Consider the following 18,641-nt stretch of genomic DNA (forward strand, 5'->3'; position numbering starts at 1 on the left):
GCTACGGCCTTGGTTCCCGTACGAGGCTCGCCGCCGCGGGAATGAGGAAGAGCCGGCCGCCGTCGAGATCGAGCGCCATGCGGTAGCGGCGGAAGAGGCCTGAGCCCAGCAGGCCCGGCGGAATCGCCCCCTTGGCGCTCGGCGCATAGATCTGCACGTCGACCCCGCGCAGGGTGAGCCCCGCAGCCTCCACCGTCTCTGCGCGCACCAGCTGGTCGAGGCTGATCCCGCCGAGGCTGACGGAGTGGGCGCTGTCGACCCTGCGCCCCGGCGCGAGCAGTCCGGCGCTGCGGGCCGCCTCGGTCGAGAGCGCAAGAACGCCGCTGGCGCCGGTGTCCACCAGGACGTCGACCGGAGCGGACCCCTCGACGCTGACGGGCGTCATCGGCGCGCCCCCGACCAGCTTGAGCGCCACGGGCCGGGCGTCGGGCGGCGGCCGGTAGGCCTCGGGGCGGTGGAAGCGGACGCGGTCGCGCGGGAAATCGGCTTCCAGCACCAGCTCGCGCAGCACGTCGCGGCCGAGCAGCATGTGGAACTCGCGGCCGGTGGCGGCGGCGAGGCCGGCGATGTCCAGCACGGCCGCGCGCATGCCCTGCACGGCCAGCCCCTCGAGGGCGAGGTCGAAGCGGACGGTGTGGGTCAGGCTGGGCTGACCGCTGACGCCATAGGCCAGCATCGGCAGGGTCGCCGCCTGGGGGAGTTCGAGCGCCTGGGCGAGCGTCCGGTCGATGGCGGAGAACTGCGCGCCCGAGTCCACGACGATGCGCACCGGATGGCCCGCGGCGCGACCCTCGATCTCGATCAGCCGCGCGTCGCGGGGCAGCGGTATCCAGGGCGTGCTGGGCTCGGCGTCGAAGACCGTCCTCGGCGGCGGCCAGGGGATGCGATCGCGGACGAGCCACAGCGCCGCGCCGCCAGCAGCGAGCAGGCCCAGGCGCGAAAGAAGGACGCGGCGGGAGAACACGCGTCACCTCTAGCCGGAAGCCGCGGGCGGAAGAAGGGCGCCGCTCATTTGCTGGAGGCTGGAACAGGCGCCCGGGCCCGGCCGTCTCCTGCAGGTCAACAGAAGGAGGCGACCATGGGACAGGAAACCGGACGGCCAGATGGCGGCGAACGGACCCAGGAGAGCAGCCAATGGACGGCGCCCCAGGGGCAGCAGGAGGCTGGAGGGCAGGGTGAACGGATCGAAGGCACGCTGACCAACGGCGGCAGCCAGCCCGGCGAACGCAGCTTCGCCCCGCGCACGCCGGGCCCCACGGCCTCGGAAGGCGAGGGCGGCGGCGCGATGAGCGGCCGCGGGCAGGAGGAGGGCGGCGAGGCGGCCTCGGGCCAGCAGGGCGACCAGGACAGACCGGACGCCGACTACGACGATCGCGGGTACGGCTGAGGCGGAGATTCTTCAACCATCTCATCTAATTGTCGGAGGACGCCAACCCGCGGCAGTTTCGGGCTGCGCGGCGCAGGCCGGAGGCGGGGCGGGATGGCTAGCTACTGGGTCTGCAGTTCGTCGGCGCCGATGGCGTAGGCGCCGTCCAGCCAGGCCTCGATCTCGCGGGCGGCGGGGTGGTCGTGCTCCGCAAGCCGCTCCCGAAGCTTGCGCTTCAGGTCGTCGGACATGCCGTCGAGGCCGGAGTCCTGCAGGGCCAGCAGGTTGCGCTCGATCAGGGCGGCGAAGTCGTCGCCCAGCACCTGCCGCGCGGCGCGGCGGAAGCTCGCGGCATAGGCGTAGGCCGCGCCGTCGCGGTAGCTGTCGACGAGGGTCAGCGCGGGGATGCGGCTGAGGACCGCCTGGGACGCAGTGTTGATCGCGTGCGCGGCCAGGTGCCCGCCGATCTCGGCCGGGCGGCCGGTGAAGGCCCGCAGGTGCAGGAAGCGGCTCATTCGCGGGCCATCGTTGACCGGGTAGTTGTCCCACAGGAACGGCTTGCGGCGCAGCTGGCCGGCGACGCGTTCGAGGTGGGCGGGCATGATCTGCAGGCTGCACACCTCCTCGCCGGTCCACATGACGTCGATGGCGGGGTCGAGCCCTGCGCCCAGGTCGTCGAGATAGTTCGCGGGCCGCTGGCCGAACACGCGGTCCAGCACGCCGTCGTCGGAATAGTAGCTGGGGCAGGCGATCAGGCGGGCGTCGGGCACGCGCCCGGCGATCCAGTGGACGATCTCGACCTGGCTGGCCGCGAGGTCCGGCAGGTCGCCGCGCATGTCGTCGAAGAAGACGCCGAGGTCGTCGAGACCGAGGCTGGCGAGCTGGTCCAGCTTGGCGGCGAGCGCCGCCTTCGAAGCCTGGTCGAAGTCGCGGTAGAGCTCATAGGGGCTCAAGCCCACGCCGAAGCGGACGCCCACGTCGCGGCAGACGGCGGCGAAGTCGGCCAGCCGCCGCAGGTCGGCCTCCGCATACGGCTCACGCCAGCGTTTGCGCAGGAAGGCGTCGGCCTTCGGGGCATAGAGGTAGAAGCCGTAGCCGGCGGGCGCGAGCGCCCGAACCATCTCGGCGCGCTCCTCCCACGAATAGGGGCGGCCGAAGAAGCCTTCGATGATTCCGAGCGGCGGCATCGTGGGACCATAAGCCGACGATTGCTGTAACGACGTAAATTCGTAAGGTCGCGCGTCAACACGAGGGACGCCCGATGAACGCCAACGCCGAGTTCGACCTGATCGTCTATGGAGCCAGCGGCTATACCGGCCGACTGGTGGCCGAGCACCTGGCGCAGCGCTACGGAGTCGGCGGCGAGGTGAAGTGGGCCATGGCCGGCCGGTCGGCCGAGAAGCTGGCCCAGGTGCGTGACGAGATCGGCGCGCCGAAGGACACGCCGCTGGTGGTGGCCGATGCCGCCGACCCGGCCTCGGTGCGGGAGATGGTGCGTCGGGCCAAGGCGGTGGTGACGACCGTCGGCCCTTATCAGCTGTACGGCTCGGACCTGGTGGCGGCCTGCGCGGAAGCCGGGACCGACTACCTCGACCTGTGCGGCGAGCCCAACTGGATGCGCAAGATGATCGATGCGCACGACGCCACGGCCAAGCAGACGGGCGCGCGCATCCTGTTCTCGTGCGGCTTCGACTCGATCCCCTTCGAGCTGGGCGTCTATTTCGTGCAGGAGGCGGCCAAGAAGACGCTGGGCGCGCCGGCCCGGCACGTGAAGGGCCGGGTGCGGAAGATCCAGGGCGGGCTGTCGGGCGGCACCGCGGCGAGCGGCAAGGCGACCATGGAGGCCCTGCAGAAGGATCCGTCGCAGATGGCGGTGATGATGAGCCCCTTCGGGCTGACCCCAGGCTTCGAGGGGCCGGCCCAGCCGCCGGGCATGTCGCCCGAGGAAGACCCGGACGTCGGGCCCGTGGCGCCGTTCATGATGGCGGTGATCAACACCAAGAACGTTCACCGCTCGAACCTCTTGATGGGACACGCCTACGGCAAGGACTTCGTCTACGACGAGATGGCCATGGGCGGGCCGGGCGGCCCGGCGACCTTCACCGACCTGGGCTCGATCCCGGGCGGCGGGCCGAAGCCCGGCGAGGGCCCGACCAAGGCGGAGCGCGAGAGCGGCTTCTACGACCTGCTGTTCATCGCCCGCGCCGACGACGGTCGGCAGGTGCGAGCCGCGGTGAAGGGCGACAAGGACCCGGGCTATGGCTCCACTTCGAAGATGCTGGCCGAAACCGCCATTGCGCTGGTCAACGCGCCCGACGTGCCGGGCGGCGTCTGGACGCCCGGCGCGGCCCTGCAGGGTCGTCTCGTGGACCGGCTCTCGCAGAACGCGGGGCTGACTTTCGAGGTCGAAGCCGCTTAAAGACGCAGCCCATGGGGCGCGTGATCTCGATCGGCGAAGTGATGGTGGAGCTCAGCCTGGCCGGCGCCGGCCAGGGGGCTTTGGGCTATGCAGGCGACACCTACAACACCGCGGTCTATCTCGCGCGACTGGGCCACGACGTGGCCTATGCGACCGTGCTGGGCGGGGACGATCCGTTCAGCGGCGGGATCGTCGAGGCCATGGCCGCCGAGGGCCTCGACGCGGGCCTGATCCGGCGGGTCGAGGGCCGCGTGCCGGGGCTCTATGCGATCGAGCGGGATGCGAACGGCGAGCGGCGGTTCTTCTACTGGCGCGGCGAGGCGCCGGTGCGGCAGTTCGCCGAACTGGCCGATCAGGCGGCGTTGGGCGCAGCGGCGAAGGCTGCGGACCTGACCTACTTCTCGGCCATCACGCTCGCGGTGGTCGGCGAGTCGGGCCGGACGCGGCTGGCGGAACTCGCGGGCGAGGCCAAGGCTGTCGGTTTTGACCTCAACTATCGGGCGCGGCTATGGCCGGACGCGGAAACGGCGCGAGCGGCGATCGAGCAGGCGGCGGGCAAGGCGCGCTTCGTCTCGGCCAGCGCCGAGGACCTGGACGCCCTGGGGCTCGGAGACGAGGCGCCTGAGCGCTGGGCGGCGGCCGGCGCCGAGGTGGTGCATCGCCAGCACGACCATTCGCTGCGCGTCCTGACGCCTGATGCAGAGCCGCTGCGGATCGCGCCCGGGGCGACGGTGAAGCCCAAGGACACCACGGGGGGCTGGCGACAGCTTCAACGCGGGCTATCTGGCGGCGCGGTTGGACGGCGCGTCTCCCGAAGACGCGGTGGCGGCGGGCCGCAGGCTGGCGGGCCTGGTCGTGCAGCACATCGGGGCGATCGTCCCGCGCGAGGCGATGCCTGTCGCTTGAGGTCCCCCCGGCGGGCCTGACGGATGAGGCCGCCCGGCGCGAACCGGACGGCCTGCAAGTTCGACACGCCTATGGCCAGAAGTCCATCAGTCGGGACCCCAGGCCTAAGACCAGGATCCAGAAGATCACGACCGCAGCCAGGGGTAGAACCCTGTCCCAGCGGATGCGCATTTCGTCCCTCAAGTGCGCTCCCCCACAACGCAGGGTGGCGGAAATTCCGCCCTGCGGCAACAGCCCTGCGGTAGAATCCCTTACATCACAGCATCTTGCGTCGACTACCCGCCATTTGAGAAGGATCAAGGCGGCGTGGACGTCGGCCCGGGAAGATGCCGCATGGGCGAGACACGGCGCATTGGTTGGAAGCGAGCTGTCGGCGGGGCGGTTCTGGCGCTCGCGGGCTCTGCCGCCCTCACCTGGATGGTCTGGGCCATGTCGACGTCCGACGCCTGGGCCATGCGGCTGGGCCTCGCGCCCGCGGCGGTCTATTCGGCAGTGGCCCAGGCGATGGTGTTCTCCGGCGTCGCCCTGATGTGGAGCGCCTTCCGGGCCGGCCGCTAGCTCAGATCAGGCCCAGCGCCTTGAGGCTCGCCGTGCCGTTCCGGCCGACGACCAGATGATCATGCACGGCGATGCGCAGCACGCGGGCGGCGTCCACCACCTGGCGGGTCATGTCCACGTCGGCCGTCGACGGCTGCGGGTCGCCCGAAGGGTGGTTGTGGACCAGGATCAGCGCGCTGGCCGAGAGCTCCAGCGCCCGTCGGGCGACCTCCCGCGGATAGACCGGCGCATGGTCGACGGTGCCCCGGTTCATCACCTCGTCGGCGATGAGCCGTCAGAAAAAGCCGCGCAATGTCAGTGGGTTGTAAGATCGTCCGACCGGAAAGTCAGACGGCCGTCAGACTCTCGGCCTCTAGCTGTTCACGATGCCGCGCTTGCGCTGCGCGTTTTCGGCCACCTTCGTATCCCGCGGGAGGTAGTGGCTGAGGATGTTGTGGACCGACGCCAGCGTGTGTCCGGTGATGCTCGCGATCTCCGGGATCGTCGCGTCGTGCCGGGCGAGTTGGACGACGCAGGAGTGCCGCAGCCACTTCATTTTCAGAGCCCGGCCGCCGGCCGCCACTACGTCGTCTCGGATCGGCTCGAACACGCGCACTAGGCGCTCTGCGGTGTAGGCCTTGCCGGTGCTCTCATCCCGGAAGACGAACATCTGCCCGTCTCCCTGCTCGTCGAGCATCTCGCGCAAGGCGTCCGAGACACGGATTTCGACCTCGGCTCCGGTCTTTGACTGCGCGAACTTGAACACGCCGTCGCGATACTCGGCGCCGGCGCGGAAGCTCCTGGCGTCGGTGACGCGCTGGCCGATCTCCCACAGCATCAGGATCATGACTGCGATGCTCGGGCGCCCCCGCTTCTTGGCCGCGGCGACATAGGCGTCGACGTCGGACTGCTCCCAGATCAGCGCCTTGGCCGTTGGCACCTTGACCTTGACGGTCGCGCAGGGGTTGTCTGTCCGCCAGCCGAGCCCGATCGCGTAGTTCATCAGGATCCGCAGCACCTTCAGCGTGTGCTTCTTGGTGGTCGGCTTGTCGTTGAAGAACGACAGGAAGGCCTTCACGTCGACGACGGAGAGGTGTGTCGGATCCGGGTGGCCGGCGGCCTCGGAGAGGGCCAGGACGTTGCGGATATACGCCTTGTAGCTCTGCACCGATGCCGGCTTGAGCACCTTCCACTCGTCGCTTGCCTGCCACGCGCGGACCAGCACCTTCATGCTGCGGTCGGGCTCCTTGACGATCCCGCGCCGCTCGCGCTGCAGCTTCTCGTAGAGAGCCTTAGCGTCCTGCTGGATGCGCCGGACCTCGTCCGCGTCAGCGAGGTTGCCGGCGCGCGGTTCCTTGATCGGAAGCGGGATCGTCGCCGACCAGCCGGAGGGCCGGAGCCTGGGCGGCACCTCGAACAGCACGCGATGCGTCCCGTCCGCGCGAGGGCGGAGCGTTACGAACTTGCCGAGCTCTAGCTTGACGGAAGGCATCGGGATCGACGGCCCAGGCTGATTTCGGCGCATCATTCTTTATCCCGAGGGCTTTGAGAACATCGTCGCGGGCGAAAAGCGGGGATCGGCCGCGGTCGCAGGGGGGTGAGGTCGAGGGCGCCCGACTTGATCCTCCGCCAGAGCGTCACGGAGCTGATGCGCGCGAGCTCGCACACCTCTGCCGTCGTGAGGCGCAGGGGGAGGTTGTTCAGGTCGAGCGCCGGGCTCATCCCTCATCCCTCCTGAGAGAAGATAAGGGTGAAGAGTTTGTATTACCTACCGCTGGGCTTGTCTGGCTCTGAGCCGTAAGCTTCGCGGCGGCCTCGGAACTGGCGGTGCTGTCTGCGGATGGCGCGGGTGTTTCAGGCATCGCGCGGCCCCTCGATCATCAGGTGCTGCGGCATGTGGCCGAGACGGTAGGCCTCCTCGATCTGCGGCTTGGCCCACTCGCCCATGGTCGAGCCATCCGGCAGGACCGTGTGCGCAAGGAACTCATCCTCGACGGTCGTGATACCCGCGCTCACCGCCTCGAGTTTGGCCTTGATGACCAGGGCAAGCGCACGCCACCGCTGGCGGCAAGCCTGCTCCCAGGCGCGCTCGGCTTCGGCGGCAGTCCGCGGCAGCCCCTTGGCCGGTGTGTGGGTGAACTCCCTCGCCTGGGGATCGGGTAGGGGCAGGATGAACTTGATGTGGCGACCGCTCAGCGTGAACATGATCGCCGCGCCTCGCGCGTTCGTCACATAGCCGAACTGATCAGCCTTATAGCGGCGCAGCGTCGTCTCGATCTCGGCGCGGCTGCGGTCGGTTGAAACCGACGTGTCGGCGGCATAGCGGCTCAATCGTCTTCCTCCAAGAGACCCCATTCGACAAGCTCCCGAACTGTGGCCGCGAAGCTTTGGCGGGCGTTGACCGCTCGCTGTCGGATTTGGGCGAATGTCTCCTCATCGAAGGAGACGACGATGCGCCGCTGATCGCGGACGTGCGTTCGTGTCGAACCTTCGCCGGGTATGCGCCGCCCCATCACTCCCCCTCCCCAGACACAGCGCCATCGGTAGGCGGGGGGAGGAAGTGGCATCCAGTGGGTAGGCTCGAACATCAGCCTCGCGTTCCCGCCGGGACTACCTGCGACCCGCCAGACGCCGGTCACGTCCACAAAGGCCGCCGCTGGTCCGAACCAATACTTGGGAGCGCGATGAACCACGAGCGCGGGGGTCGCTCCATCATAGCTCGCCAGTGGCCGCCACAGAGACACAGCGTCAGCCGTCATTGCGCGACCTCCTGTTTGGCGCAGCTCAATCATTGCTGCGCTCCACTGCTGCGGGTGGCCCATGCCTTGTGTTCTGGACGGCGATAGGCAGGCTTTGCGTCGGGCCGCCCTGTGCGCCCACAGCGCACGGTGAAAGGCTCAGGCTTCATGCACCTCGCTTCGTAAATGTGCAGGCCTGGCTGAGCCGCCTCGATAGAGTCGAAACTGGAAGGCTCAAGGGTATGAACCCAGACCTCCTGGCCCGCCCACTCCTTCGGCGCTTGCCAGTAGCCGCGTTGGAACAGGATGGTGCCGTCAGATCGAACACGGCGCAGGCCACCCAACAGGTAGCCGTCGGGCGCCTTAATGTCGTGGTCTCGGCGGGCCATCATTCGCCCCCCCTGAGACACCGCGCCCTGCGGGTCCTGGCTGGGCTTGTTGTTTGGCAGCGCGTCAGCACATCCCGGATCGTCACCACAGCCCCGGGAACTCTTCTGATCCTTACCGGCTACTGACTTTGCTCTTGCGAGGGCTTTGAGAATGTCCTGAGCCTCGGCGTTCAGCACCCGCGCGGCTTCGGCTTGGCCCAAGCGCTCCATCCGGAGGGCGGCGGCGTCTATCGTGGTCTGGGCGTAGTCGAGCGCCCCCACGACTTCTTCCAAGAGGCGTTCGGCGGCTTGCTTCTCGCGGATCAGGCGCAAGACGGTCGGCGGGTCGAAGGTGGCGATGTGCTCCCCGACCGCCTCGGCCCGAATGATTGCCCCTTCGTGCGGTCGAGCCACGAGCAGGCCCAGCCCGGGATTGGTAACGACCGTGGCCGACGCGACTTGGTACTTCCAACCGCACGGCAAGCCGTGAGTGGCAGCCCGCGCCACCTTCTCCAGCCCGTCGAGGTCCAGCTCCGCCCCATCAGGAGGGGAGGATTCCCGGGGGCTCTGGCTGGCGTTCAGCGTCAGGACTGCCGGCTGCCACGCCGATGCCCGCGCCACCTTCCGCACGCGCTGCGTCGAGGAGGCGGGCCAACAGCGCACGCCCGCTGGCCACGTCCTTGCGGTCAAGGAGGGCGCGCATGTCTTCGTCGCTGATGCGCTCCACGAGAGCATTGCTCTGCTCACTCAGCATGACCGGCCTCCTGAGTGGGAGCGATACGCCGCCTGCCGATCATCGAACTCGGCGCGATCCTCCGGGCTTTCCCGCTGCGCCTCGATAATCCGCTGGCGTTCGTGGAGGCGTGCGCGGTCGAGCTGCGCATTGCAGGCTGCGACGATCCACTTGGCGCGGGCGATGTCCACGCCTTCCCGGCAGTCGTGATTGAGCGGGATCATCGCCCCGTTGGGCATGACGACGTAGCAGGGGTCATGTTCGCCCGGCTCATCGTGGAAGCCGAAGGGAGCACCCTCTGGCCACTCGCAGCCCTTTACCGACAGCGGCGCTTCGCTCGCGGTCGACCAGCCGTGGTGCCAGCAGAAGGCGGCATAGGCGGCTACATCTCGCGGGTCGCCCTTGGCGGCGTGATGATGCAGTTGGCGGCGGCATTCTTCCTGCCAGTCATCCCGCATCCAGCCGTCGCTGTAGCCGTATTTGGCTTCCGCCTTCGCCAGCTTGTCGGCGAGCGCTGCCGTGAAGCGCGCCACCAGATCGGCAGTCGCCGGGTGTAGCGCGGCGTCATGGTTGGCTGCGGGCAGCCCAGGCTCGGCCTGACCGCTGCCACTAGCCGAACTATCCTCCCCACCTCCTACATGGGGAGAGGGGGCGGCTGCTGGCGGATGCAGATAAAGCGGTTCCGCGATAACGGCGCACCAACCCGGCCGCGCCGGTTGAGACGCCATCGGCCGCTGAGTCAGCGTCCAGTGAACCTTGCGGCCCGGCGCGTCGTAACGATACCGCCAAGCGACCGGCTTCAGTTCCACGCTCTCAGACATTGCGGAGCCCGATGCTGTTGAGGGTGTTGATGGCGTCTTCGTTGGCGCCGTGAGGCTTGGCCTCGACCGGCGTCTCGATGATCTCGGCACACACGAACGTGCGGTCGCGTTGCAGGCCTAGCCGCGCCAGGAGGTAGGCCGCTTCCTCGACGCCCTCTCGGCTCTCGTGCGGGCCGTCGATGGGCTTGCTGTAGCCGTGCGGCCCGAGCTCAGCGAGCCACCACCAACGCTTCTCGACGCTCTCAGACATTGCGGGCCTCTGTGTCCTGGGTGAGGCCGACCACCAGATGCAGCGGTCGTGATCTTCCGGCTGGCAACAGTCGCACCCGTCGTCGGCCCACTGGATCGGGCCGCGCCGCGCCGTGATCGCCTGATGCGGGCCGTCATGGCCGGCAGGCAGCGGGCATCCGGTACGGTCGCCCAGGTCGCCGTGATAGTCGGGCGGCAGCAGGTCGCAGGTACGCTCAGCCATGATCGGTGTCCTGGGTGGAGAGGGCGGCGGCTTCCTGGCGATCCTTCTCGCGCTGCAAGACAACGGTCAGGAGGGCTGCGAGGCTGGCCGGGCTACGCGGGTTGACGTGATCCAGCGCGATGACGCGCCTCGGTTCCTTCTTCTCACCCTTCACCGGCCTTCTCCTGTGGTTTGATGGTTTGGTTCGGGCATTGATGATCTGACCGGCGGGGATGAAGCTGACGCGCGGCCAACCTTGCTTGTGGGCTCGTCCTGCTGGCGCGGTGTTTCCCGCATGACGCGGAAACTCGGCGCCACGGCATCTCGCCAGGACCCGTCGGCGCAGGTGCAGGCGTAGCGAACACAGACGGCGCAACGCATCAGGGCCGCCTCCACGGGATCAGAGGGGTGTCATAGGCGAGCATCAGCGGATGGCGCGGTTGCCCGTCCTGGGCTGTTCCAAGGCACATGAGCTGCACCCCCAGCCGGTCGGCCATGCCGCAGACCACGCGCCAGCGGCGCCGCAGGTGACCGGGCAACTTGGCGAGCGGCCCCCACGCCGCGATGACGACCGGCGCCTCTCGCATGATCCGCTCAAGGTGGGAGTCGTTCTCAGGCCCCCGCGGGTCGGCCACGTGCCGGAGCGCTTTGATGTCCGTCGCCCGATAGGCGAACTTGTTTCCGACGATGGCCCAGCCGCCACCCAGGCGCTCGGTGAAGCCCATCACCTTGCGGATCGTGGCGTCGTCTTCGGTCGCGTCGGCGGTCGACGGATTGACCATCAACCACGCGACCGCGCCGGCTCCGCTCAGCCCGTGACGCTCCAGCCGGTAGCGGTACAAGCCGCAGCCCGAGATGATGGCCGAGCCGTGGCGGCTGCGTCCGAGAGACACCGCCCCATCCGCAGGGAGCGAGGCGGCGGGGTTGGCCGCTGGCAATGGCCCGCTGGTCGATTGTGCGTGGTCCCGGGAGCCCGTCATGCTGCGATCCTTCCGATGCTCGGTGAGACAAAGCGCAGAGCAACCCGATCCCGATAGCCGCAGCGGTCGACCCGCTCTTCGGCAGATCGCCAAGTCATCTGACCGTGGCAGTAGGCCGCTCCCGTCTCGTTGATCGGAGGGCCAAGGTTCGGGCATTCCCCGCACTTAGGGGTTAGGGCGGTGAACAGGTCAGGCTGCACGCTGTTGGTAGAGCCCGTCATTGCAGAGCCCCGGCGCTCAAAGCGGTGCAGATCGAACCAACGGCCCCTCCGAGGAAAATGCCAACGAAGGTACCGATGAAGAATGAGATGCGGTCGGCCTTGGTCATGGCGCCTCCGAAGGGTGAGGTGGCGCGCCGTCCACGGATGCTTTCGTGAGGCCTTGCCCGGCCGCGAGCTCAGCTTGGCGGCGCTCCTGCCCGAGGCCGATCCGCTCCTCGTAGGCTTCGGGGCTCTCGCCGGACGCCGCCATTGCCTCGCAGCACGGCTGGCACCACGCGAAGCGCATGAACTCGCCGTCGTAGACTTCAGCGCGGCGACGGATGCGCATCGAGACAGCGACCTCGCCAGCGCACGTGTGGCACTCGCCGGACTTCCGGCACCAAACCATCTTGTCCGACAGCACGCCGTCGCCAGGGCCAGACCCGCCGAAGTCACCTTCGAACGGATCGCAGGCCAAGCAGTCCGCTTCCCAACTCAGCGCCTGCGGCTGGGCAATGCGTCCCTCGTTATCCGTGGACGGCGCGCCACAAATTCCATTTTCCGAGCCCATCAGGCGCTCTCCATCTGTTGGTGGGGGTTAGAGGCCGCGCTACTTCGTGGTGACGGCGACCTTGAGCGCCGCGGTCGCTTCGCCGAGCTTCAGCTTCACCGTGTCCAGCAGGCCTTTCGCGATGGCGCTGTTCGCGTTGGCGAGCGCCTCCTTCATCGCGGTCTCGATGGAGTAGTGGAGGTGCTTGTGGATCAGGTGGGCCACGCGGGTCTGCGTGCCCGACCACGAGTAGCCGCCGCTCTCGTCCTTGGACTTGCCCTCGTAGTTGACCTTCTCGGTCATGTAGGCTTCGGCCCGCTGGACTAGGTATTCGATGAAGGTGACCGACTTCCCGGTCGGCTCACCCCAGCGGTTGGTCTCCTGCAGGACGAGGTTCTCGACCAGCTCGCTCACGCGCGGCAGTACGTGCTTGCTGCCGAGGTCTTCGACCAGGGCGTCTAGACGCGCCTTCACCAGCTTGTTCAGCGACTTGGCGAACGGGCTCGTGCCGCGAAACTCGAAGCCGTCCTCGTCATAGTGCAGGTCCGTCAGCAGACCGTCCGCCAGCCTATCGACGAGGCGGTTAGCCAGATCCTCCTGAGACAGCCCCAGCACTTCCAGCGTCAGCGGCTGGGCAAGGCCTGTGGGCTCTTGGGTAGGGGACGGCGCGCCACAACTTCCCGACTCAAAACCTTCCACCTTCTGTTCCTCTCTGGTCATGGGGATCACGCGGCTTCGGCGAACAGAGGCCCGGTGCGGAGCGCTTCGACGCGGCGTTCGGAGGCCTTCGCCCACTCGAGCAGTTGGGCGGCAAGCGCCGGGTTCTTGCTCTTGCGGTTGGACGCCTCGCGCCGATACGTCGCCGCGACGAACTGCTCGTGCGCGATGAGGTCGACGACGCGCACCTAAGCCGCCCTCCGCCGGTCCAGTTCGCGCCGAGCGTTCCAGACGAGATCCGCTTCGACGGGCTTGTTGATCATCCAGCGCAGGAAGCCCGCGTCGACGTCTGCCCAGCGCTTGCCGCGCCACTCGCCGATAGGGCAGGTGGGGAGCACGCGCGGCTCCTTCGTCCACGCCACCATCTCGGCCGCCGTCGCCTTCGTCAGCAGCGCCAGCAGAATGTGGGCCGTGACATAGGCGTCTGGGCCCGCGCGGTGTGGCGGCATGCAGGCGTCGGGCTCAGGAGCGATCAGGCCCTGGTCTTCAAGCCAGTACCTCAGCGTGCCGTTGTTGTGCGCCGGTGCTTCCGGCCACACCCGCAGCGCGGCCTTCAGCGTGCAGAGCACCGGAAGCTTCTGCTCCCCGCTGAAGCGCGCCTCGAAGTCCAGGTTGTGTGCGGCGACGACGTTGATCCCGTCGACCAGGCAGTCGGACCACATGCCGGCGGGATCAAACGAGGGCTTGTCGTGCAGATCGGCCGCGCAGATGTGGTGGACGGCGCGCACCTCGGGCGGCACGGCTTCAGCGCGGTAGAGGAACGAGCCGCGCGGCCCGATCCTCCAGCCGTCGCCGTCGTTCTCGACGTCGCAGTAGCCGTGCTCGATGACGACGGCCGGCGGCTCCATCCCGGTCGTCTCGTAGTCGATCACTCGGATGCGGGGCATCAGTCTTGCCCCATGGATGCGAGCGCCTTGCGGCGGCCAAGCACGGCGGCGTCGAGGGCCTTCGCCTTCACGGCGTCAGCGCCTTTCAGCAACTCGAAGCGCTCGACGTTGGTGGCGTCGTTGGTGAAGGCGTCGAGGTCCTCGACCGAGCCGAACTGATCGAGGCTGTCCATGACCTGATCGGCCCAGGCGACAGCATCGAAGTCGCTGTTTCGGTCGCCCGGGAAGTCGTCGGCCGCGCCAGTCGGGGCGTCCGTGACTTCGGCCTCGGTGGCGGGCTCCTGCGGCTCATCGAAGTCAGCGTGCAGCCGGCGCATCGTGGCGGCGCCCTGCGCGGCCCGGCTGAGGTCGTAGTGCTCGTCGTCCCGCTGGAAGACCTGCATCAGGTCCGTGCTCATCGGTAGGCGCTTCGCCAGCCGCCGCAGGACCGTCTTGCGGGCCATCTCGCCCCACCACTGCACCCAGGGCCCGTTGTTCTTGGCGCGCGAGACGTTGCGGACCTGCTCGACCTCGGCGATCGACATGACCTCGCGGTAGATGCCGCCGTCCTTGGTCTTGGCCACGGCGTAGACGGCGACGGCCTTGCCGCGGTCGCCTTCCATGTACGGCTGGTGCTCGATCTTCTCGTTGTCGCCGAGCGTGTAGGAGAAGACGTCCTTGGCGTAGACGACGTGCGCCGAGATCGATAGCAACTCGCCGGAGCGGCGAACCTTCGTCAGCACGCCCGCGATCATCGGCAGGTAGCTGGCCTTGTTGCCGTAGGTGACCAGCGCAGCCTCTCGCCCGTCGGGCAGCAAGCCGTCCTGAGCGCACTTCATCGCGGCCGCTAGCACAGACTGGCGGTCGGCCTTCTGCAGGTCCGGGTTCGTGTTGATCGCCGTCATGACGACGCGGACGAACTTCTCGGGCGAAACATGCTCCGGTAGGGCCAGGGCGAACTGCTTCTCCATCCGCTGGACGTCGCCGACGACGCCCGGCGCGCGCGGTTCGATCTTGGCGACGGCGGTGGATTGCTGGGCTTGGGCTTGGGCGGCCATCAGGCGGCGTCCTTATGTTCGGGGAAGGTGAAGGGCTCGGCGACGTCGGTTAGCCAAGGCGGGAAGCTGTGGTCGGTCGGCTCTTCGGCGGGCTCGATCACGGCCCACGGCACGTCGAGGCCGAAGCGGTTGACGAAGGTCCGGTAGTTTGCGAGCGCCACCTCGACCTTCTGCCGTCCGCTCTCGAATGACGTGTCGAAGTGCGACCGCAGGATCGGCTTCACGATGGGCGCGTAGCCGCGGGCATCATCCCGGCGCCGGTAGAAGATCCAGCACCACTTCCAGTCTTCGACCGCGGCGACCTTGGTGATCCACTCGCGCTCTTGCGGCTTCCCGCCGACGAGGCGGCCGGCTTCGATCAGCTCGCGCATTTTCTGGCGAGCCTGGAAGTAGAGGAACCGCTGCACGTCCATGTGCCGCTGAGCCACGAGGCTCAGGCATTGGTCCGTGATCGTGCGGCCCTTGGCGTCTCCACCGAAGGTCTTCAGGTCCACCACGAACCGGGGCAGCAGCTTGTCGAAGCGAGCCCGAAGCTTGACGCCCTGGTCGTTCGTCCAGAGCACAGAGACCTCGCTAAGCCCGGCCTGCATCGGCGGACCAAGCTCAGGGTGGTTGCGGATCAGCTCGGCCATGTGGCGCACGCGCCGGTCGGCGTCTTCGCTGATTATCGTGACGCCGGGGCGGTCGTGCTGCTCGAGCCACGCTTTGCAGACGCCGGAGTTGCCGTTCCACGGCTTCACCTCGCCGGTCTTGGCGTCCACGTAGGTGGCGGGCTTGATCGCGACGGACTTGCGGTAGGCCTCTTCGCCCTCCAGCAGGAGGACGTGCAGCGCAGAGCCGAAGGCCATCTCCTCGGACGTTTCGCGCTCTGGCCGATAGGGGTTGTGCCGCGAGCCGTAGAACCAATCCGCGGGCCGATTGTGCAGCACGGTCAGGTCGGTGGAGCCGAGGCGGTCAGCGGCGAAGTACCGATCGGCGTCCAGACCGATGTAGACGCCATCTTGCAGGGTGATCAAAACGGCAGCTCCTTCTCGTCGATCTCGGCCAAGTGGTCCGCTTCGCGCTTGGCGCGGCGGAAGCACTCGGCTTCGCCGCCGCAGGCGACGATCTCGTCGTCGATCAGCGCTCGGACCGCGTCGGCCCTCACACGGGTGAGCAGGCAGGCCTGGTGCCAGAGAGCGCGCAGGCGGAAGATGCGCCACGCGGTCTCCTGCGCCGGCGTCCGCTCGACATGTCTGCGTGAGCCGGGGTTCTTCGGGCGTCGGAGGCTCAAACGAACACGCCGCGACGCGCGAATGCCGCCCCCTTCTGCGTGACGAACACCCGCTGCGGGTGCTCACGGTTGATCTTGGCCAGGCCGAGCAGCTGCAGCCGGATCGCGGCCGACGTGCCGACGCGGTCGAGCGTCAGGCCCTCAGCGCCGGCGCGGGTGAGGTCGGCGAGGGCCGCATGCTCGAAGTCGCGGAGGTCGAACATCAGATGACCTCCCAGAGCGCCTTGGCCTCACGGATCAGCGCCGCGAGCTCGTCCTTGGCGGATCGGACCGTGGGGCCCGTCGCGCTCGCTTGGCTCAGCCAGCGGCGGATGCGGACGGAGCGAGCGCCGATGCTGTCGGCCTTTTCGCGTACGTCGGCGGGCAGGGTGGTGTGGGCGAGGAAGGTGGTCATTGCGGCGCTCCCGCGAGGCCGCAGTAGCCTTCCGCAGGCGACCACGCCCCCTTCCGGCGGCCAGCGCCTTTAACCCACTCGCGCGGTTTCGTTTCGCGCCACATCATGCAGCGGGAAGCAATGCACGCCGCCCGCCACTTGCCCTGAGGCCCCGCCACGTAGTTCGCCGCAACGCTGCCGACGATCGCGGGAGTGGCGCCAGCGCCGCCAGCGACGTAACGGGTTTCTGGACACCACTTCGTCTTGGCTTCGTCTTCGGTCATGGGCTCAGAACCCCTGCGCTTGAAGGTGAAGGTGGCAGGCGGTCGCCAGCGTCGCGGCGGCGATCCAGACCCAGTCGGAGAGGCCGAGAAGGCGCATCAGGCGGCGCGCTCCTGCGCTTCAGCGTCGGCGGCCTTCAGCATGTGGATCAGCTGATGTGCGCGGCCGAGAGCGTCGGCGATGTGCTGGCGCCGCTTGCGCGCATCGCGAGCCCGCTGCGCGTCGGCCACATCGAGCCCGATGCAAGAGGCCTCACGTCGAGCGTCGCAGAGATGATCCAGATCGGCGGGCGTCACCGGCGTCGGCACACACCCGTCAGAGATCATCTTCGCGACGTGGGGCGGGTAAGGCTGGCGGGGCATCAGGAGGGCTCTCCCGTCGCGTGGTCGCAGGTCTCGTCGCACTCGGCTCCGATAAAGCCGGGGCAGGCGCCGCACGCTGGGCAGCAGCCGTCGTCCTCATCGTCCTCAGAGGCATCGGCGAAGCAGCCTTCGCAGAGGAGCGACCCAAACCGCTCGAAGCACTCGGCGAGGTGGCCTTCCTCGGCATAGATGCCGTCGCCGCACTCTCCGCAGAGCATGTCGGGCTCGTCGCCGTCTTTCAGGCCCAGCATCAGAACGCCTCCAGCCGGCGCTCTTCCCAGCGACGCTCCATCGCGTCGTCATGGGCGGCGATCTCGTCTTCCGCGGCGGCTTGCAGAAGCTCGGCCATCAGCTCGTCGGAGCACTCGATGTGGCACTCCAGCGTGTCGGCCTCGTACTTGCCGTAGGTCCGCGCGCTGATCGGCTCGCCGTCGATGTGCGTGACGGTCACGTCCTCGACCGTCGCGGGCTCAGCGGGCAGGCCGCCGTGGCTGTAGCTGGGCGGCGTCTCGGCGCAGCCGGGGCTGACGGAGAAGGAGACGGTCGCTTCACCTTCCCAGGTCGGCTCATCGCCGCCGAGGGACAGGTACAGGGTGTGAGTGTATCGTTGGGCCATCAAGCGGACTCCGCTTGAGTGGCGGGCAGCCCATGCGCCGCTAAGGCGCGGATTTCCGCCAGCTCCAGAAGCGGGCCGCAGCGGCGGCAGTTGCGCTTGCCGAGCTTGCGCCGGATCGGGCGCTTCCCGCATTTCGGACAGCTTGCCATCGTCGTCGTTTCTCCTGGCGTTAGGGGAGGGGTTCTTCACCGTGAGGCCCCACGAACCCCTCCCCGCCGGCCACATCGCGACCGAAGGGAGCGATGTGGGCGAGCCGAATGGCTCGCCCGGCGAGCACCTCCTGTGGGGCCATGGCACCAGGTCAGCGCTCGGGTTGCGGTGCTGGCCCCGGTTATTGCGCGCGGCTTTGGCGCGCTTACCGAGAACCAGCGAAATTCCATGAGGCTTACGGGGAGGGGCCCTTCGCCCTTGCGGTCCCACGGACCCCTCCCTTTCGGCCTTCGCCGCGGCGCTAGATCTCGAGGGATCTAGTTGCCCGCATCCGAATGGATGCGGGGGAAGCGCCTCCTGTGGGACTGAGGGCACCAGGGCTCGCGCTTCCAAGCTCATTGGGTTCAGGCCTCGGGAGGAGCCGGCAGCGCGGCGTCCTTGGCGGTGAAGCTGAGGCCTTCGAGTTCCGGATTATCAGCGAGAAGCTTCTTGGCGAGTTCCTCCCGCCGGGAACGGGCCTCAGCAGACTTCATGGCCTGGATGGCCGCCGCTTCCTTGGCGACCACTTCCGCGTGCGGGATGGTGTCCACGCGGCCGATCAGCCACTTCACTTGCACCGCGCTATCGAAGTCGACTTCGACGTCGACCGCCTCCACACGGCCCACAGTCATCTTGTGGCGGGTGTCAGTTGGGATCACGACGTAGTCGCCCTTGGCGATGTCGGGATCGAGCGTCTTGTACAGGGTGAACGGACCGACGCCGTTACCAACGCTATCAGTCTCATACGACACGGAGACAGCGCGCACGTCGCTGTTCACGAGGAAGATTGCGGTCGAGTAGTTCATTGGTCTCTCCTGTGGATTTGGGGCGCTGCT

26 protein-coding genes and 2 pseudogenes are annotated in these 18,641 nt (G+C 68.1%); 5 read left to right on the plus strand and 23 right to left on the minus strand.

Annotation, left to right across the window (positions count from 1 at the left end; genetic code table 11):
- Position 1: 1 nt before the first annotated feature.
- Positions 2 to 964, minus strand: coding sequence for an aspartyl protease family protein (locus LRS10_RS13580; RefSeq protein WP_257837739.1), 963 nt, complete (start codon positions 962 to 964; stop codon positions 2 to 4).
- A gap of 114 nt (positions 965 to 1,078) precedes the next feature.
- Here LRS10_RS13580 and LRS10_RS13585 point away from each other — a divergent pair, with 114 nt between their 5' ends.
- Entirely contained in the window at positions 1,079 to 1,387 is a 309-nt protein-coding gene (locus tag LRS10_RS13585; protein WP_257837740.1) for a hypothetical protein, read from the plus strand.
- Positions 1,388 to 1,488: 101 nt separating this feature from the next.
- On the opposite strand, the gene LRS10_RS13590 is transcribed toward LRS10_RS13585, so the two are convergent.
- Complete coding sequence (locus LRS10_RS13590) at positions 1,489 to 2,553, minus strand: protein O-GlcNAcase (RefSeq protein ID WP_257837741.1); 1,065 nt, start codon at positions 2,551 to 2,553, stop codon at positions 1,489 to 1,491.
- A gap of 74 nt (positions 2,554 to 2,627) precedes the next feature.
- Between LRS10_RS13590 and LRS10_RS13595 the strand changes: the two genes are divergently transcribed.
- From LRS10_RS13595 to LRS10_RS13610, 4 genes and pseudogenes are all read left to right on the plus strand, one after another.
- Positions 2,628 to 3,785: a trans-acting enoyl reductase family protein gene (locus tag LRS10_RS13595; protein WP_257837742.1), complete on the plus strand. Its 1,158-nt coding sequence runs from the start codon at positions 2,628 to 2,630 to the stop codon at positions 3,783 to 3,785.
- A gap of 41 nt (positions 3,786 to 3,826) precedes the next feature.
- Positions 3,827 to 4,393, plus strand: a pseudogene (locus LRS10_RS13600) (PfkB family carbohydrate kinase); the annotation flags it as partial.
- Between the two features lie 187 nt (positions 4,394 to 4,580).
- The gene (locus LRS10_RS13605) at positions 4,581 to 4,691 is read left to right on the plus strand and encodes a hypothetical protein (protein ID WP_308238021.1); all 111 of its coding nucleotides are present in this window, start codon (positions 4,581 to 4,583) and stop codon (positions 4,689 to 4,691) included.
- A 333-nt stretch (positions 4,692 to 5,024) separates the two neighbouring features.
- On the plus strand, positions 5,025 to 5,249 hold the full coding sequence (locus LRS10_RS13610; protein WP_257837743.1) for a hypothetical protein: 225 nt from the start codon (positions 5,025 to 5,027) through the stop codon (positions 5,247 to 5,249).
- 1 nt (position 5,250) lies between these two features.
- Here the strand turns inward: LRS10_RS13610 and LRS10_RS13615 are convergent.
- From LRS10_RS13615 to LRS10_RS13715, 21 genes and pseudogenes are all read right to left on the minus strand, one after another.
- Positions 5,251 to 5,523, minus strand: a pseudogene (locus tag LRS10_RS13615) (RadC family protein); the annotation flags it as partial.
- Positions 5,524 to 5,601: 78 nt separating this feature from the next.
- Complete coding sequence (locus LRS10_RS13620; RefSeq protein ID WP_257837744.1) at positions 5,602 to 6,720, minus strand: tyrosine-type recombinase/integrase; 1,119 nt, start codon at positions 6,718 to 6,720, stop codon at positions 5,602 to 5,604.
- A 362-nt stretch (positions 6,721 to 7,082) separates the two neighbouring features.
- Entirely contained in the window at positions 7,083 to 7,559 is a 477-nt protein-coding gene (locus tag LRS10_RS13625; RefSeq protein ID WP_257837745.1) for a hypothetical protein, read from the minus strand.
- A 457-nt stretch (positions 7,560 to 8,016) separates the two neighbouring features.
- Complete coding sequence (locus LRS10_RS13630; protein WP_257837746.1) at positions 8,017 to 8,964, minus strand: hypothetical protein; 948 nt, start codon at positions 8,962 to 8,964, stop codon at positions 8,017 to 8,019.
- 117 nt (positions 8,965 to 9,081) lie between these two features.
- The gene (locus LRS10_RS13635; RefSeq protein ID WP_257837747.1) at positions 9,082 to 9,876 is read right to left on the minus strand and encodes a hypothetical protein; all 795 of its coding nucleotides are present in this window, start codon (positions 9,874 to 9,876) and stop codon (positions 9,082 to 9,084) included.
- Positions 9,877 to 9,880: 4 nt separating this feature from the next.
- Positions 9,881 to 10,360 (minus strand): hypothetical protein, encoded by a 480-nt coding sequence (locus LRS10_RS13640; RefSeq protein WP_257837748.1) that lies wholly within the window; start codon positions 10,358 to 10,360, stop codon positions 9,881 to 9,883.
- A complete protein-coding gene (locus LRS10_RS13645; protein ID WP_257837749.1) occupies positions 10,353 to 10,514 on the minus strand; it encodes a hypothetical protein in 162 nt (53 codons plus the stop codon). The genes LRS10_RS13640 and LRS10_RS13645 overlap by 8 nt, the downstream gene beginning before the upstream one ends.
- 205 nt (positions 10,515 to 10,719) lie before the next feature.
- A complete protein-coding gene (locus LRS10_RS13650; RefSeq protein WP_257837750.1) occupies positions 10,720 to 11,232 on the minus strand; it encodes a DUF1643 domain-containing protein in 513 nt (170 codons plus the stop codon).
- 411 nt (positions 11,233 to 11,643) lie between these two features.
- Positions 11,644 to 12,090: a hypothetical protein gene (locus LRS10_RS13655; protein ID WP_257837751.1), complete on the minus strand. Its 447-nt coding sequence runs from the start codon at positions 12,088 to 12,090 to the stop codon at positions 11,644 to 11,646.
- A 39-nt stretch (positions 12,091 to 12,129) separates the two neighbouring features.
- Complete coding sequence (locus LRS10_RS13660) at positions 12,130 to 12,768, minus strand: hypothetical protein (protein WP_257837752.1); 639 nt, start codon at positions 12,766 to 12,768, stop codon at positions 12,130 to 12,132.
- 26 nt (positions 12,769 to 12,794) lie between these two features.
- Positions 12,795 to 12,974 carry a hypothetical protein gene (locus tag LRS10_RS13665; RefSeq protein WP_257837753.1) on the minus strand — a complete coding sequence of 60 codons (180 nt, stop codon included), beginning with the start codon at positions 12,972 to 12,974 and terminating at the stop codon, positions 12,795 to 12,797.
- Positions 12,975 to 13,673, minus strand: a complete 699-nt coding sequence (locus LRS10_RS13670) for an exonuclease domain-containing protein (RefSeq protein WP_257837754.1) — start codon at positions 13,671 to 13,673, stop codon at positions 12,975 to 12,977.
- Positions 13,673 to 14,710: a recombinase RecT gene (locus LRS10_RS13675; protein ID WP_257837755.1), complete on the minus strand. Its 1,038-nt coding sequence runs from the start codon at positions 14,708 to 14,710 to the stop codon at positions 13,673 to 13,675. Before LRS10_RS13675 ends, LRS10_RS13670 begins: the two co-directional genes overlap by 1 nt.
- A complete protein-coding gene (locus LRS10_RS13680; protein ID WP_257837756.1) occupies positions 14,710 to 15,726 on the minus strand; it encodes a PD-(D/E)XK nuclease-like domain-containing protein in 1,017 nt (338 codons plus the stop codon). The genes LRS10_RS13675 and LRS10_RS13680 overlap by 1 nt, the downstream gene beginning before the upstream one ends.
- Entirely contained in the window at positions 15,723 to 15,983 is a 261-nt protein-coding gene (locus LRS10_RS13685; protein WP_257837757.1) for a hypothetical protein, read from the minus strand. The genes LRS10_RS13680 and LRS10_RS13685 overlap by 4 nt, the downstream gene beginning before the upstream one ends.
- The gene (locus LRS10_RS13690) at positions 15,980 to 16,186 is read right to left on the minus strand and encodes a hypothetical protein (protein ID WP_257837758.1); all 207 of its coding nucleotides are present in this window, start codon (positions 16,184 to 16,186) and stop codon (positions 15,980 to 15,982) included. Before LRS10_RS13690 ends, LRS10_RS13685 begins: the two co-directional genes overlap by 4 nt.
- Positions 16,186 to 16,377, minus strand: a complete 192-nt coding sequence (locus LRS10_RS13695; RefSeq protein WP_257837759.1) for a hypothetical protein — start codon at positions 16,375 to 16,377, stop codon at positions 16,186 to 16,188. The genes LRS10_RS13690 and LRS10_RS13695 overlap by 1 nt, the downstream gene beginning before the upstream one ends.
- A 359-nt stretch (positions 16,378 to 16,736) precedes the next feature.
- Positions 16,737 to 17,000, minus strand: a complete 264-nt coding sequence (locus LRS10_RS13700) for a hypothetical protein (protein ID WP_257837760.1) — start codon at positions 16,998 to 17,000, stop codon at positions 16,737 to 16,739.
- Positions 17,000 to 17,251, minus strand: a complete 252-nt coding sequence (locus LRS10_RS13705) for a hypothetical protein (protein WP_257837761.1) — start codon at positions 17,249 to 17,251, stop codon at positions 17,000 to 17,002. The genes LRS10_RS13700 and LRS10_RS13705 overlap by 1 nt, the downstream gene beginning before the upstream one ends.
- Entirely contained in the window at positions 17,251 to 17,616 is a 366-nt protein-coding gene (locus LRS10_RS13710) for a hypothetical protein (RefSeq protein ID WP_257837762.1), read from the minus strand. The genes LRS10_RS13705 and LRS10_RS13710 overlap by 1 nt, the downstream gene beginning before the upstream one ends.
- Before the next feature lie 554 nt (positions 17,617 to 18,170).
- A complete protein-coding gene (locus LRS10_RS13715) occupies positions 18,171 to 18,611 on the minus strand; it encodes a hypothetical protein (protein ID WP_257837763.1) in 441 nt (146 codons plus the stop codon).
- Between the last annotated feature and the right edge of the window lie 30 nt (positions 18,612 to 18,641).

Origin of the sequence: Phenylobacterium sp. J426 (genome assembly GCF_024699945.1) — a bacterium.
Classification (GTDB): domain Bacteria; phylum Pseudomonadota; class Alphaproteobacteria; order Caulobacterales; family Caulobacteraceae; genus Phenylobacterium.